Below are 14,901 nucleotides of genomic sequence, written 5' to 3'. Positions count from 1 at the left end.
CGGTCCACGCGGACTTCACTCACCACGCCATCGGCTGGGTGATCTAGCCGACTCGGCGCGTACGGAGCTCGCGCGCGCTGATCTTTTCCGGTACAAATCCAAGCTATGGAGAACGAGCGCTTCCCAGTTCCTGCGCATGCGAGCGCTGTGTTTACTGAGATTGCGCAGGGATTGCGCGTGACCTGGCATATGTTGAGATCCTCACCGATCGAACCAAATTCCGGATCAAACTTGGCGCGTGCCGACGATCTCTATCCGTTCGAAAAGGTGTCGGTCAGGGCCCGGCACTATGTCTCAGCGGCGCTCGAGCACCTCATCATGTGGGCGGACTTCGCAGCTCCGCTCAAGTTCCATCCTGATCAGGCGACCATGTTCACCTTGCAGCCCGCCCTTGCGTTAGCGAGAGCAGCGCTTGAGAGCGCAGCGCAAGCGGTGTGGCTATTGGACACACTCGACCCAGTTGAGTGTGTGAGACGGCACCTCCGCCTGATTCGTTGGGACCTAGAAGAGCATCGAAAGAGCCACCTCGAACCCGATGGGAAAGATCGCGTTAAGCAGCGAGAGAACGAACTTGTGCAGCGAGTTGCGCAGGTATTCACTGAGCGCGATATTCGCCCACCACAGGGCTACCTGTGGGTGATTCAGCAAGCTTGCCGGCCTGATGATCTCGCCTTGGATCCGGCGCCTGTGGAAAGGTTATGGCGTGCGATGAGCGGAGCTGCCCATGGTATGTACTGGACCAACCAGGAACTGAGCAAGATCGAGGTTAACGAGGGTCCCGATCCGAACCGCTCCCGAACCGTCCTGGTTCCCGATGCCGACATAATGGCCGAGGCACTGGATGCCGCCTTCCGCATGACTCAGTACGCCACTCTGAAGTACCTCACCTACGCGGGAGCCGACATCGAAGGTCTGGTGGGCGGTGCTCAGCGTTGGCTGGCTGCCAGCATCACCCTGAAGCCAGGTGCGGCGTCGGACACCCGCCAACGTCTGGCGGCGTTGCGGCTATCACCAGATCCGATACGCATGGAGGAATGATGTAGCGAAACCGTCGGACGGTCCACGAGCTGGCGCTGGGAGTCCCTCAACCAGGGTTGACGCAGCCAGACTCGACTGATCAGTCCGTCACCGCCCGACACCCTCGCTTCTGGACGAATTCGGATTGTCGAGGTGACGCAATCCGGATCGGGCGTCGTTGACGCATACTGCATGTCGGCGATGCGCGAAATGCTGGGAGTGACGAGTATCCGCCTAGCGAAAGTTGACCCGTGGACGATGGAGAGTACGCCAAGTATCTCGAGATGGGGCGCGAAAACGCTGGCATTATCGAGCTCGCGACCAACCATTGCCAGAACATGCGGTTCGTGGAGTTCGGCGGTCGAGGAATGCTCGAAGAAGTTACCGGCCTGCCAATAAATATGCGGCGGGTCGAGTGCCCAGTCGCCATCGGGAACACGGCTGCCATGCGGCTAGAGCACATCGCTCTCGGCTTCTACGCCGAGCACTGCACAGGATGTGCGATGCGGAGGCCAACTGGTCGGCTCCCGACCTTGGTAACTCTTGCTCACGCTCGGGAAGAGGAAGCAGCCGTCGCGGAGGCTAACGCGGCGGAAGCTCTGCGCGCGCGAGGCAATGCGCGAGCCGAGCGTGTGGAGCGTCGGCGGACCCTTCGGGCGACGGCTGACCTGGCGAGCGTCGGGATACTGGACGACATCGATCTGCTTGACCCTGATCCCGAGCTAGACCGAGACATCGAGGCGCAGAAGGCTGCGAGACAGCGTCTGACCACGCTCGCAGCGCGCACGAGCGCCGGATTCGGCACTGCGATCATCGACGAGCTGTTCGATACGGTCGAGACGGTTGGCCTGGTCGAGTTACTCGAACCCTTGCGGATTCTCGCGGTTGCCCGACCAGAGATCGCGGAAAGATTGGTGGCCTCTGCGTTAGCGGTGTTGAGGAAAGGGCCGAGCCCTGAAGCGGGGCGCTGTTTGACGGACCATGCCGACCAGGTGGACCCAGCGTCCATTGACGACTATGTCATCCACTCGCTCGTGGTCTTGGCGGGATCCAAGACACCAGAGGACCATCACTTCTCCGGCCCAACGCCGGTCGTGCAAGCCAATGATCCAGGCCCGCTGCGGATCCTCGCTGCGCTGTCGCCCGGACCGCTGGCCACGAGGCTGGCGGAGATGCTTCCTCGACCCGCTGTCAAGGGCTTCATCACACCGCCCAATTATCGGCGGAGGCAGGTATCGGACTTCGACCGGCGTGCGGCGGCCGGCGCGATCGAGCAACTGGCCAGCACCCACCTTGAGTTTGTACTTGCGCTACTGCCGAATCTGACCGTGTCACTGAATGTCCCTCCAGAGGACAACTACGACCCAGGAACTCTGGGGACAGCAGAGCGAGCGCTGGCAAGGATGCTCGTCGCGGCCCCGGCTCGTGCGACCGCGTTGCTGAAGGCACAGGGAAGAACTGCATCCGAACGGGCGCGGAAAGGCCTCGTCGGTGCGGTACGCCACGCAGTCGACATGATCGACACCGAGTACGTGCACCGGCGCGCCCACGACCCCGTCCTGAGCGCTGAAGACGCCGCGGCGGTTAACGACGCGGCATTCACGTTCCTGATAGCGCTCACTGACGAGTCCTGGGGCCACGAGGCCACATTCGCAGCTGCAGAAGCGATTGAACAGATGGGCGGCCGGCACGGCGGCGGCCTTGACCAGCACGTGGATGCAGTCCTCGGCGCGTTCATCACGCTCACCCGGCGTCGTATGACCACCCCAGAAAGCGTGCTGACCTCGACCGCGCCAGCGGACCCGCACGCCGGGGTGGACGCATGGGGGAGGTACCAGAGCCTGTCCCAGTCGGCTCATCGCCTACTCCGCGCGGTCGAGAAGGCGTCGGATACCGACCCGCTTTCGGTGTGTCGCACCGTGACCACACTCATCACTAACGAACGCGATAGCGATCTCGGTGCTGAAGTGCTAATGCCGCTGTTGGCCACGCTCGGAGAGATCGGTCGCCAGCACGGTTCCACGCTGGGAGTAATCCAGGCCATTCTTCCGACGCTTCACACGTACCTGGTCGACGCCGACGCCGGCCCGCGGTCTGTGGCGCTCCATGCGTGGACCACCATCGGCGCGAGACACGCACTCCCATCGACTGTCATCGATTTGCTTCCGGCACTAGTCAACGATCTGCACTTCGTCGTGATCGATTCCGTTCTTGCAGCCGCCTGCCGGTTGTTGTGGCCTGAACAGGACACAAGGGACCGGTTGGCCGTATACGCGTTGCAGATCATGGACGGCGTCGATGTCTCCGAGCGTCTCGACACCTTCTTGACATCGCTGGCGGCGTTGCGCCGCCATATCCCCGACCTTGACGTGGTCGCGGTGCTTGAGAAGCGGGCCCTGGCGCGCGTACCCGCGCTCGAGTGGCACCAGGCATCGAAGTTCACAGAGCAGCCATGGCAGCCGGACGCACGAGTTGCTCCCGAACTCGCCGCGCAATGGCTCGCACTTGCGCCACACAACACCTACGGGTTGCGGCAGGGCGACGCGGCCGAAGAGGCGCTTAACGGTCTTCTCAACTGCGGCGCGGGCCTGCTCGGCGTAGTGGCAGAAATCATCGAAGCCGGGGCCCGTCATTCCCCTGAGTCGTTCCACGGGTCGTTGGAATACGCGGAGGTCCTCGCTCGCGCCGAAAGACGCGGCGACGTGGTTGCGCTTCTTCAGGCCGCGCTGACGCGAATCCCGAAGGAGCCCGCTCACGCCTCCCAGCGCTCGCTTACTGAGTTGGCGATCGCCATCGCACAGCTGCACATGGCGCTCGCAGCACAGCACGATGCGACGGAGCCGGACCGACCCGTCGTTCAGGTCGCGATCGACGAGGTCGGAACCGCGATCCGCGTGTGCCTGGACCAGTCGGAGGCCGGCCCAGATTGGCTTCGGTTGTACGCCCAGGCTGCCGCAGTGCGTGCCGCGATCGTGTGTTCCTTGCTCGATCTCCCGACACCCGAGCCCGTGCTCCGACTCGCCGACTCCTCTGCAGGTGGCGACGTCGTGTCTTTCGCACAGCCGACCGATCCAGCGGAGCAACTTGCCGCTCGCGCCGCGCGACTGCGCGCCCTCGCCAAGGTCCTGGAGGAGGGTGGGAAGTCGACCGGAACGGCGACCCACGCGGGGGTCGCCGCGACTGCTGCGCTGCTTCGTTGCGTTGCGCATCTCCTCGATGCGGAGGCTGCCGATTTCAATGCCGACCTCGTTCAGGCAGCCTCACATCGGACTGCGGCACAACGAAGAGCTGCCGCCATCGACCTCGCCAAACACCGGGCCGACGACCCGATCTTCCTGGCGGCACGTGAGCTTCGGGCCGCTTGTCTTGAACCCCGTTCCGAGCTCGGGCCCGTACTTGAGATGGCTGCGGCGCTGCCGGCGCCGCTCTTGTTCATCGAGTCAGCCGTACGAGAGCGTCGATTCGATCCGTGGCAGCCACCAGCAGATCCGGAACCTGACAGCCCTACGGTGGCCGTCGCACTCGTGTCAATCGATGACAAGCTTTTGACAGGACCTGCGATCGTCGACCCTGCTTTGGCTCACACGCTGACACTCCAGATTCAGACCGACCCGTGGCCGGACTGGGCAAGACGTCTTGACGCCGAACTGGTCAGCAGCCTGAACGACACCGAACTCCAGCGACCTGCCCTGACCTGGCAGCGCCATCAACACACCGACGACCCCAACACGTTCGAAGGGACCGGCAGCCTCCATGTGCGCTATGCCGTCCCCACCACTCAACATGCGCCACCCGTCCTTGTGCGCCTCACCTGGCGCGGAACCGACGACGACGGCACTCCCAAGAGCCAGTCGCTTGATGTTGCTGGTCACCGCGAGTTCCGTGTACGCCCCTATGACGCCGCCCGCGATGCAACCACGCAGTACGAGGTCTTCGACGAGCATCTCCTCGGCGTCTACGAGCAGCTTGCCGCCGCCGGCTACCCCCATAGCCAGTTGCAGGCATTCGCACGGCTTCTCAACGCCATCTCGCGAGTAGGCCTCGCCATGACCTGGAGCAAGAAGTACCGACGCGGACAGTACGTCAAGGAACGTCAGTTTCACGACGACGTGCACGCAGCGCTGTTGGCCGACCCAACGCTCGGGGGACGGGTGGAACGCGGCGCTGCCCTGGCCCTCGGATACCTCGACACCCGACATGACGGCATCACCGCAGAACTGAAGGTTGCACGCGATCAGCCCGTCACACCCGCGACAGCGACCAAGTACATCGGCCAGCCCACCCAGTACGCCGCCGCCGACGGTACCCGACTCTCGATCCTCGTCATCCTCGACATGAGCCGGAAGATTCTTCCCATCGGTACCCCGGAGAACTACCTGTTCATCCTCGACCCCAGGCAACACGGCACGTCCGAACCCCACGCCCCGAGCGTGGTCGTCACCCTCGTCATCAACGGCAACCTGCCAGTACCCAGCAGTTGGTCACGTCGAAAAACCCCGACAAGGGATGCAATGTGACTCGTCGGACGGGCACCAAGTCGCGGGTCCAGAGCGCGTTCCTTGGCCGAGCTGATCCCCCCAGCAAGACCCGTGGCGCGGCCGCGACGACGTCGAGATCGCGACATTGGAATGAGCTCACTGGCTCAACCACGAACGCAGCTACGGCTCGATCGACGGCGCCACCCCGGTCGAGCAGTTCGCAGGCAGGCAGGACAGGACGCGGGAGTTCGACTGTATGGGCGCTATGGTCTCCGTGACCGATTCGATGGGGGTGGCGCGTGGGCATAGGCCAGGCGCGTGGTACGTCTAACGATGTGGAGGCGATGGCCGCCCACTTCTTCGAGCCGAGCCTGCAGGCGTTGCGTCTCACGTTCGAAGATGTAGCGTCGTTCTCGCTCGAGGAGTGCGAGGAGGCACTCGCCCGGATTGATGATGCCATGGGCCATCCCGAGCAGTTCGGGACTCTCCGATTGAAATTCGACGTTACTAGCAGCTGGGTTGTTGCCAGGGCGAACATCGATGCCCACGTTGAGCAAATCGGAATCCTCCCACTCCTACTCAAGCAGAAGGCAGCCGTCCTCGACCGGATCCGAGACCTGCGGCCGGTAGACCAACTGAACCGTGTACGGGACGACATCGCGCGGATCGTATCTCCAGGAACTACGAAGGATGCTTTGCTACAAGCACTGCGCGACCACGCGGAGGAGGAACAGAAGGAATCTGAGCGCATCGCGCGAGCATCCAGTGAAGTGGAGCAAGAGCTGCTCGAGCATCGAGTCACGGGCGCCTTCGAGGCAAGGATCACTTCCGCGGAACTCAGGCTCGATCAAGCACGCAAAGACATCGACCGGGTCGAGGCGAAGGCGCTAAACAAGTGGGATGTCGTGACCGTCGTCTTCGCGGTCGCTGTTCCAATGATCGCGGCGGCAGCGCTCGTCGTGAGTCTCATCAAGTAGTTTCTAAGTGCCGCTTAAGCGGTACGCGGAGGCGGAGACAACGACCGTATGCCCGAAGGCTTGGCCATGCCTGCGCGTGCACCCGGGTGCTGTGAACAGCGCGTTCGCATGGGTAACGGTACGATCGGGAGCGACTTGCAGCACGGTGTGCTTTCCATTGGGTGCTGAAGCACCTGAGTTCGGCAGCAAGGTGTTGGAGACCCTGCGGCAGCCGCTGGAGCAGGGCGAGCTCGTGATCCACCGGTCGGGCGGCGCGGCGCGCTACCCGGCCCGGTTCCAGCTCGTGCTGGCGGCGAACCCCTGCCCCTGCGGGCTGGCGGTCGGCAAGGGGCTCGAGTGCAGCTGCTCGCCGACGGTGCGGCGCCGGTACTTCGCTCGGCTGTCCGGTCCGCTGCTGGACCGGGTGGACGTGCAGGTCGAGGTGCAGCCGGTCGACCGGGTGGAGCGGCTGGAGGGAACGTCCGAGCCGACGTCGGTGGTGGCCGCCCGCGTGCTCGCCGCGCGGCAGGCCGCACGGGCCCGGCTGGCCGACACGCCGTGGTCCACCAACGCCGAGATGCCCGGGCCGTTCCTGCGCGACCTGCTGCGGCCGCACCCGGGCCTGCTCGGCCCGATCGAACGGGCGATGACCGACGGGCGGCTCAGCCTGCGTGGCGTCGACCGGGTGCTGCGGATGGCCTGGACCATCGCCGACCTGGCGGGACGTGCCGCGCCCACGGTGCCCGATGTCGGGAACGCGCTGCTGCTGCGGACCGGGGGCGACCATGGGTGAGCCGCTCTTCGACCTGCCCCGCACGCAGCTCAGGTTCGACGGCGACGATCCGGTGCTGGCGCGGGCCGCGTGGAGCCGGATCGCCGAGCCGGGAGACCCGGTGGCCGGCGCACTGGTAGGCAACCTCGGACCCGTCGCCGCGCTCGACTGGCTGCTGGACGCGGCCCGGTCCCCGGACCGGGCGGGCGCGGCGCTCCGGCGGATCGGTGGTGGCAGAGCGCTGGACGCCCTGCCGGGTCGCGGTCCTGGGCCGGGCGCGGGCGGCCGGGCCGACGCACCCGGGCGCCTGCTCGGGCCGCCTGCCGAAGGACCCGCCGCCGGAGGACCCGCCGCCGAAGGGCTCGGGCTCGATGGAGCTACCTCAGGCACGCGGGCCGCGGACCTGGTCGTGGCCGCCGTGCTGCGCTGGGCGCCCCGGCTCGAACGGCTCGATCCCGAGGGCGAGCTCGCGGTGCTCGGCCGGTACGGTGGCACGTTCCTGACCCCGGACGATCCGCGCTGGCCGGCCGGGTTCGCCGACCTGAGCGTGGGCGGCCCGCTGGCGCTGTGGGTGCGGGGCGACCCGGACCTGGTGAAGCTGGCGGAGCGTTCGGTGTCCCTGGTGGGTTCGCGGGCCTGCACGGACTACGGGATCCGCGTGACGAGGACCCTGGCGTGCGGTCTGGCCGACCGCGGGTTCACGGTGGTCTCGGGCGGCGCCAACGGCATCGACGCGGAGGCGCACCGGGGCGCGCTGGTGTCCGGGTCGCCGACCGTGGCCTTTCTCGCGGGTGGCGTCGACAGGCTCTACCCGGCGAGCAACACCGACCTGCTCCGGCGGACCGTCGAGCAGGGCGCGGTGGTGAGCGAGGTGCCGCCGGGTTCGGTACCGGGCAAGCAACGCTTCCTCAAGCGCAACCGCCTGATCGCGTCGCTCACCTCGGGCACCGTCGTGGTCGAGGCGTCCGTCCGGTCGGGCGCGCTGTCCACCGCCAACCATGCGGCGAGGCTGCTTCGGCCGCTGGGGGCGGTGCCCGGGCCGGTCACGTCGATGGCGTCGGCGGGCTGCCACGAGCTCCTGCGGCGGGGCGCCGCCGTCTGCGTCACGGATGCGGCGGAGGCCGCCGAGCTGGTCGGGGACCTGGGCGAGAGCGCGCCGGAACGCCGGGGCGAGACCCGGCTGGGCGACGACCTCGACGCGGCGGGCAGGGCGGTGCTGGACGCGCTACCCGTGCGGAAGGCGGCGCACGAGCGGTCGATCGCTCGTGCGGCGGGCCTCGCGCTCGGCGACACGACGGGTGCGCTCGGGTTGCTGGAGCTCATGGGCCTGGCCGAGCAGAAGGACGGGGGCTGGCGCAGGCGCTGAGCCGCTGAGGCGCGGAGTCGCGGAGGTCGCGGAAGTGCCGGCGGAACCTCGCCCGCACCTGCCCCGTGGATCGGTCGCCGGACCGGCGCACGGGGCAGGGCAGGGCAGGGCGGTGTGGGTGCGGGCGAGGGTTCAGCGGGTCGGGTCGAGCATCAGCTTGCCGACCGTGCCCCGCGAGCGCAGGGCCTCGTGCGCCGCGCGGGCGTCGGACAGGGCGTACTCGCCGCCCGCCACGGCGCGGAGCCCGCCGGTCTGTGCGAGGTCGAACAGCTCGGTCAGCGCGGTGCCGTAGAGGTCGCCGGGCAGGCGGAACACGTGCGGGAGCCACATGCCCGCCACGGTGGTGCTGTGGCCGAGCAGGTTGCGCAGCTCGACGGGCTTCGGCGGCGTGCGTCCCGCCATGCCGTAGAAGGCCAGCCTGCCGAAGGGGGCGAGCGCCGCGATGCTCTGGTCGGTGGTGGTCCCGCCGACCATGTCGAGCACGATGTCCACGCGGCGCCCGTTGGCGTCGATGAGGGTCGCGGTCATGTCGTCCGCGCGGGAGTCGACGGCGACGTCGGCGCCGAGCTCGAGGGCCAGGGCGCGCTTCTCGTCGCTGCTCGCCGTCGCCACGACCCGGCCGGCGCCCCAGGCCTTGGCCAGCTGCACGGCTATCGTGCCGACCCCGCCGGCGGCCGCGTGCACGACCACCGACTCGCCGGGTTCGAGGTGGGCGTTCTTGCGCAGCAGGATCCAGGCGGTGGTGCCCTGCACCAGCATCGAGAGCGCCGTGAGGTCGTCCACGCCGTCGGGCACGGGGAAGGTCATCGCCTCGTCGGCGACCGCACGCTCGGCGTACCCGCCGCCACCGGCCAGGAGCGCGACCACCCGCCTGCCGTCCGGCGTGCGCCCGACCACCTCACCGCCGGGGACGAACGGGAGCCTGGTCGGCGTCTGGTACGAGTTCTCCACCTGGTGCGTGTCGGCGTAGTTCAGGCCGATCCGCGTGACGTCGATCAGCACCTGTCCGGGCCCTGCCGTCGGTTCGGGTACCTCGACGGCCTTCAGTACCTCGGGCCCGCCGAACTCGGTCACCTGTACAGCACGCATCTTTGCGCCCTCCTGTGCTCGTGTGATCAGCCATGCTCGCAGACCTCGCGCACGGCCGAAAAAGGCGGCGCGCCTGCTTCCACGCACGGGACGGTAGCTGCACACTGGCAAACGTGGACCTTACCGACCTGTCCGGCTTGCCTCGGCTACCCGAGCACATGTCCGACGCCGTGTCCCGGTTCGGCAGCTACCTCGACGCGCAGCGCGGGCACTCCGCCCATACGCGTCGCGCCTACGTCGCGGACGTGACGGACCTGCTCCGCTACGCGATGCGGCACGGCAGCACGCGGCTCGACGCCATCGACCTCGCGCTCCTGCGCGGCTGGCTCGCGTCCCAGTCCGACCGCGGGCTCGCCCGCTCCACGCTCGCGCGCCGGGGCGCCTCCGCCCGCGCGTTCCTGCGCTGGGCGCACCGTTCGGGACTGATCCCCGTGGACCCGTCGGCGCGCCTCGCGAGCCCCAAGGTGCCGCGCACCCTGCCCACCGTGCTCGACGTGGACGCCGCGGGCCGTCTGCTCGACGGCGCCCGGGCCGCGGCAGAGGAAGCCGACGAGGCCAACCGGCCGGCGGCCCTGCGGTCGTGGGTCGCCGCCGAGCTGCTGTACGGCGCGGGCATCCGGGTGGGCGAGCTGGTGTCCGTCGACGTCGTCCACGTGGACTCGCGGGACCGGCTCGTGCGCGTGCTCGGCAAGGGCGGCAAGGAGCGGGTGGTGCCGTTCGGCATCCCGGCGGCACGCGCCGTGGAGGCGTGGCTGGCCGACGGCCGGCCCGAGCTCGTGACGGCCACCACCGGCGACGCCCTGCTCGTGGGGGAGCGTGGCGGACGCTGGGGTCAGCGCCAGGTGCGCGAGGCGGTGCACCGCCTCGCGGCCCAGGCCGGGGTCGACGACGTGGCGCCGCACGCGCTCCGGCACTCGGCCGCCACCCACCTGCTGCAGGGCGGCTCGGACCTCCGCGCGGTGCAGGAGGTGCTGGGCCACGCGAACCTGGCGACCACCCAGCGCTACACCCACGTGGACGCGGAGCGGCTGCGCAGCGTCTACGCCCAGGCGTTCCCGCGCGCCTGACCCTTCCCCACCCGTTGAGTGCTGGGTATTTGTCCCCCCCGAAACGATTCGGGAGGACAAATACCCAGCACTCAACGGGTCGGTGGGTCCGGGAGGAGCACTATCGGTTGGGGGGTCAGCAGCGACAGCGGGTCTAGGTAGCGCTCGCCCCGGCGCACGCCCCAGTGGACGCAGGATCTCGGCTCGCAGTGGTTCGGCGTCGTGCCGCCGTCCGCCCGGCTGCTCTCCACCACGCCGATCGCCGAACCGGCGGCGACGGCGGTCCCGACCGGCACCGAGGCGGCGACCGGCTCCAGGCTGGTGCGCAGACCGTCCGGATGCGTGACGACGACCACCCCGCGCCGTGCGACCTGCCCAGCGAACGTCACCACACCCGGCCCGGGGGAGCGCACGCCGGAGCCCTCGGGGGCGACCAGGTCCACACCGCGGTGCCCGGGTCCCCACTCGTGCTCGGGCGCCTCGAACGGGCGGACCACCCCGGACGGCGGGTCCACTCCGGCGACCGGCGCCACGTATCCGCGGGCTCCGGCCGCGGGCTCCCCGGCGTCGACGCCCAGGAGCCCGGCGTCGGCACCCACGAGGACTCCGACGTCGGGGCCCGAGCGGACCGCGGCGGCGGGGCCCGAGCGGACCGCGGCGGCGGGTGCTGCCGCCCAGAGCGCGACGAACACGGCAGTGAGCAGCACGGTCAGGAGCGTCGTGGCGAGCCGGCCGAGGACGCGGCAGCCGGCGGGAGCGAGAAGTGGTCTCATGCACCGAGCATCAACCCGTGTCGGCACCTCCGGGGGCCGCAGGACCGCCGCCTGTGCACAGGTAGGCGCAGGCCCCGCCTGTGGTCGCGCTCGGAGCCCGCTGCCGCCGTGGCGAGGGTCTCCGTGGCTGGGTCCTCGTTGCAAGGGCTGGTCGGGTAGACTTCCACCCGCGACCGGCATGCACCCCCGATCCGGCAGACGGACAGCCTTGCTGACCGTCGGCCCGGCAAGGGGAGCACTCGATCGACAACGCGCGTCACACCGAAGTCGCGTCCGGCAGCGGTCCGGCCCACAGGGTCGGCGTCGGGCACGACGTGGCGCCAGGGGCACCGAAGCAATGCGGTGCCGATCCAACCCAAACCGCGGTCAGGGCTATCGGTCCTGTGCCGCCCTGAAATGCGTGCGGAGGACCCGGGTCGATCTCGGGCCGCACCGAAAGGACGTGTCATGGCCGTCGTGTCCATGCGCCAGCTCCTCGAGAGCGGTGTCCACTTCGGACACCAGACCCGCCGTTGGAACCCGAAGATGAAGCGGTTCATCTTCACGGAGCGCAACGGCATCTACATCGTCGACCTGCAGCAGTCGCTGCACTTCATCGACAACGCCTACGACTTCGTCAAGGAGACGGTCGCCCACGGCGGCTCGATCCTCTTCGTCGGCACCAAGAAGCAGGCCCAGGAGCCGGTGGCCGAGCAGGCCGCCCGCGTCGGGATGCCCTACGTGAACCACCGCTGGCTCGGTGGCATGCTCACGAACTTCACCACCGTGCACAAGCGCCTTCAGCGGATGAAGGAGCTCGAGGAGATCGACTTCGACGACGTGGCGGCCTCGGGCCTCACGAAGAAGGAGCTCCTGGTCCTGCGCCGCGAGAAGGACAAGCTCGCGCGCACGCTCGGCGGTATCCGTGACATGGCCAAGGTTCCCTCGGCCGTCTGGATCGTCGACACGAACAAGGAGCACCTCGCGGTGGACGAGGCCCGCAAGCTGGGCATCCCCGTCGTCGCGATCCTCGACACCAACTGCGACCCCGACATGGTCGACTACGCGATCCCGGGCAACGACGACGCGATCCGCTCCGTCACGCTGCTCACCCGCGTGATCGCGGACGCCGCCGCCGAGGGCCTCATGCAGCGTCACTCCGGTGGTAGCAAGACCGGTGCCGAGACCGAGGTCGCCGCCGAGCCCCTCGCCGAGTGGGAGCGCGAGCTCCTCGCCGGTGCCGAGGGCACCGTCGAGACCCCGGCGGAGACCGCCGAGGGCACCGTCGCCGCAGCGTCCGCCGCGGCCGCTGAGGCCGCCACCCCGGCCGCTCCGGCCGAGGTCGTCGAGGCCGCTGAGGCAGTGGAGGCCGCTCCGGCCGCCGCGCCCGAGGTCACCGCGCCCGAGGCCACCGAGGCTGCTGCCGCGGTTGCTCCCGAGGCCGCCGAGACCGAGAAGTGACGTGCTGCGCTGACCGGGTCCGGCTCGTCCGGACCCGGTCGGCGCACCGTTCCTCGGGTCTCACGACCTCCCACGAACAACACGACTGCACGGAGGACCAGAACAATGGCGAACTACACCGCCGCTGACATCAAGGCGCTGCGTGAGCGGACCGGCGCCGGCATGCTCGACGTCAAGAAGGCACTCGACACCGCCGACGGCGACGCCGAGAAGGCCATCGAGATCATCCGCACCAAGGGTCTCGCCCGCGCCGCCAAGCGTGAGGGCAACACGGCCTCCGAGGGCCTCGTGGCCGTCAAGGTCGAGGACACCGCGGCCGGCCAGGTCGCCACGATGATCGAGCTGAACGCCGAGACCGACTTCGTCGTGAAGAACGAGAAGTTCATCGCGCTGGCCGAGGCTGTTCTCGAGGCCACGGCCGCCGCCGGTGCCTCGGACGAGGTCGCGGCCTCCGCCGCCCCGTCCGCCGAGGGCACCGTCGCCGACCTCATCGCCTCGCAGGGCGCCACGCTGGGCGAGAAGATCGTCCTGCGCCGCGTCGCGCGCGTCGAGGGCCCGAAGGTCACGACGTACCTGCACAAGACGGCCAAGGACCTGCCGCCGTCGATCGGTGTCCTCGTCGTCACCGACGAGGCCGGCGCCTCGGTCGCCAAGGACGTCGCGCAGCACATCGCCGCGCTCGCCCCGAAGTACCTCACGCGTGAGGACGTCCCGGCGGACGTCGTCGAGAAGGAGCGTGCGATCGCTCTGGAGACCTCGAAGAACGAGGGTAAGCCGGAGGCGGCGCTGCCCAAGATCGTCGAGGGTCGCCTGAACGGCTTCTTCAAGGAGGTCGTGCTCGTCGACCAGCCGCTGGCCAAGGACTCGAAGACCACCGTCGGCAAGCACGTCGCCGCCGCGAACGGCTCCGTGTCCGCGTTCGTGCGTTTCCGCGTCGGTTCCTGACGCAGCTTGGTCGGCCCGGTCCGCGCTTCGGCGCGGGCCGGGCCGACGCATAGGCGGGTCGGTTCCCCCGGAGGGGACCGGCGCGCGCACCGGGCTCCGTCAGGGGCACGAGCCAGCTTCCCGGTAGTGATGACCGAAGGGTGACGGACCAGTGAGCGACGAGGCGACTCAAGACTTCGCGGTGGACATGGAGGGCAAGCCCGCCCGGCGTGTGCTCCTGAAGCTGTCGGGCGAGGCGTTCGGCGGCGGCAGCGTGGGGCTCGACGCCGTCGTCGTCCGGCGCATGGCCAAGGAGATCGGCGTGGCGGTGCGTGACGGCATCCAGGTCGCCATCGTGGTCGGCGGCGGCAACTTCTTCCGCGGCGCCGAGCTGAGCGTGGCGGGCATGGACCGCGCCCGCGCCGACTACATGGGCATGCTCGGCACGGTCATGAACTGCCTGGCCCTCCAGGATTTCCTGGAGCAGGCCGGCGTCAAGACCCGCGTGCAGACCGCCATCACCATGGGTCAGGTCGCGGAGCCGTACATCCCGCTGCGCGCGATCCGGCACCTGGAGAAGGGCCGCGTCGTCATCTTCGGCGCGGGTGCGGGCATGCCGTACTTCTCCACCGACACCGTGGCGGTGCAGCGCGCCCTGGAGACGGGCTGCGAGCAGGTCGTCATGGGCAAGAACGGCGTCGACGGCGTCTACGACTCCGACCCGCGCCGCAACCCCGACGCCAAGAAGCTGGACCACCTCACGTACACGGACGCGCTCGTGAACCGGCTCGGCGTCATGGACGACACGGCGCTGGCCATGTGCCGCGACAACAACGTGCAGATGCGCGTGTTCGGCATGGAGGGCGAGGGCAACGTGACCCGCGCGCTGGCGGGCGAGCCCATCGGCACGCTGATCACCTCGCGCTGATCATCTCGCCGAACCCCGCGTGACCCGGGCTCCGGTGAACGCGCGATCCTTTCGGTAGCCGGGCAAAGTGTCCGTAGAGTGGCCCCGGCACCACCCGTAGACGAATGAAGGA

At 68.7% G+C, this 14,901-nt stretch carries 11 protein-coding genes; 9 read left to right on the top strand and 2 right to left on the bottom strand.

Features of this window, described 5'->3' with window-relative positions; genetic code table 11:
- Nucleotides 1–105: 105 nt before the first annotated feature.
- The 5 genes from ACNYC2_RS18580 (at nt 106) to dprA (ending at nt 8,589) form a co-directional block, all read left to right on the top strand.
- Entirely contained in the window at nt 106–1,038 is a 933-nt protein-coding gene (locus ACNYC2_RS18580) for a hypothetical protein (protein WP_419703212.1), read from the top strand.
- 230 nt (nt 1,039–1,268) lie between these two features.
- On the top strand, nt 1,269–5,534 hold the full coding sequence (locus ACNYC2_RS18575) for a hypothetical protein (RefSeq protein ID WP_419703211.1): 4,266 nt from the start codon (nt 1,269–1,271) through the stop codon (nt 5,532–5,534).
- Between the two features lie 305 nt (nt 5,535–5,839).
- Nucleotides 5,840–6,472, top strand: a complete 633-nt coding sequence (locus tag ACNYC2_RS18570; protein ID WP_419703210.1) for a hypothetical protein — start codon at nt 5,840–5,842, stop codon at nt 6,470–6,472.
- 7 nt (nt 6,473–6,479) lie between these two features.
- Nucleotides 6,480–7,244, top strand: a complete 765-nt coding sequence (locus ACNYC2_RS18565; RefSeq protein ID WP_419703209.1) for an ATP-binding protein — start codon at nt 6,480–6,482, stop codon at nt 7,242–7,244.
- Complete coding sequence (dprA, locus tag ACNYC2_RS18560; RefSeq protein WP_419703208.1) at nt 7,237–8,589, top strand: DNA-processing protein DprA; 1,353 nt, start codon at nt 7,237–7,239, stop codon at nt 8,587–8,589. Before ACNYC2_RS18565 ends, dprA begins: the two co-directional genes overlap by 8 nt.
- A 132-nt stretch (nt 8,590–8,721) precedes the next feature.
- Here the strand turns inward: dprA and ACNYC2_RS18555 are convergent, their stop codons facing one another.
- Nucleotides 8,722–9,678 carry a quinone oxidoreductase family protein gene (locus tag ACNYC2_RS18555; protein WP_419703207.1) on the bottom strand — a complete coding sequence of 319 codons (957 nt, stop codon included), beginning with the start codon at nt 9,676–9,678 and terminating at the stop codon, nt 8,722–8,724.
- 158 nt (nt 9,679–9,836) lie between these two features.
- Here ACNYC2_RS18555 and ACNYC2_RS18550 point away from each other — a divergent pair, with 158 nt between their 5' ends.
- Complete coding sequence (locus ACNYC2_RS18550) at nt 9,837–10,745, top strand: tyrosine recombinase XerC (protein ID WP_419707856.1); 909 nt, start codon at nt 9,837–9,839, stop codon at nt 10,743–10,745.
- A gap of 71 nt (nt 10,746–10,816) precedes the next feature.
- On the opposite strand, the gene ACNYC2_RS18545 is transcribed toward ACNYC2_RS18550, so the two are convergent.
- Nucleotides 10,817–11,497 (bottom strand): murein hydrolase activator EnvC family protein, encoded by a 681-nt coding sequence (locus ACNYC2_RS18545; protein WP_419703206.1) that lies wholly within the window; start codon nt 11,495–11,497, stop codon nt 10,817–10,819.
- A 447-nt stretch (nt 11,498–11,944) separates the two neighbouring features.
- Here ACNYC2_RS18545 and rpsB point away from each other — a divergent pair, with 447 nt between their 5' ends.
- From rpsB to pyrH, 3 genes are all read left to right on the top strand, one after another.
- Nucleotides 11,945–12,937, top strand: a complete 993-nt coding sequence (gene rpsB, locus ACNYC2_RS18540) for a 30S ribosomal protein S2 (protein ID WP_419703205.1) — start codon at nt 11,945–11,947, stop codon at nt 12,935–12,937.
- Between the two features lie 105 nt (nt 12,938–13,042).
- Nucleotides 13,043–13,882, top strand: coding sequence for a translation elongation factor Ts (tsf, locus tag ACNYC2_RS18535; RefSeq protein ID WP_419703204.1), 840 nt, complete (start codon nt 13,043–13,045; stop codon nt 13,880–13,882).
- Nucleotides 13,883–14,069: 187 nt separating this feature from the next.
- Nucleotides 14,070–14,789, top strand: a complete 720-nt coding sequence (pyrH, locus tag ACNYC2_RS18530; RefSeq protein WP_116677620.1) for a UMP kinase — start codon at nt 14,070–14,072, stop codon at nt 14,787–14,789.
- The last annotated feature ends 112 nt before the right edge of the window (nt 14,790–14,901 follow it).

The organism is Promicromonospora sp. NFX87 (assembly GCF_048564965.1).
In the GTDB taxonomy this organism is placed as follows: domain Bacteria; phylum Actinomycetota; class Actinomycetes; order Actinomycetales; family Cellulomonadaceae; genus Promicromonospora.
Note: the sequence above shows the minus strand (reverse complement) of the source record. Positions and strands in the feature narration are given on the sequence as shown.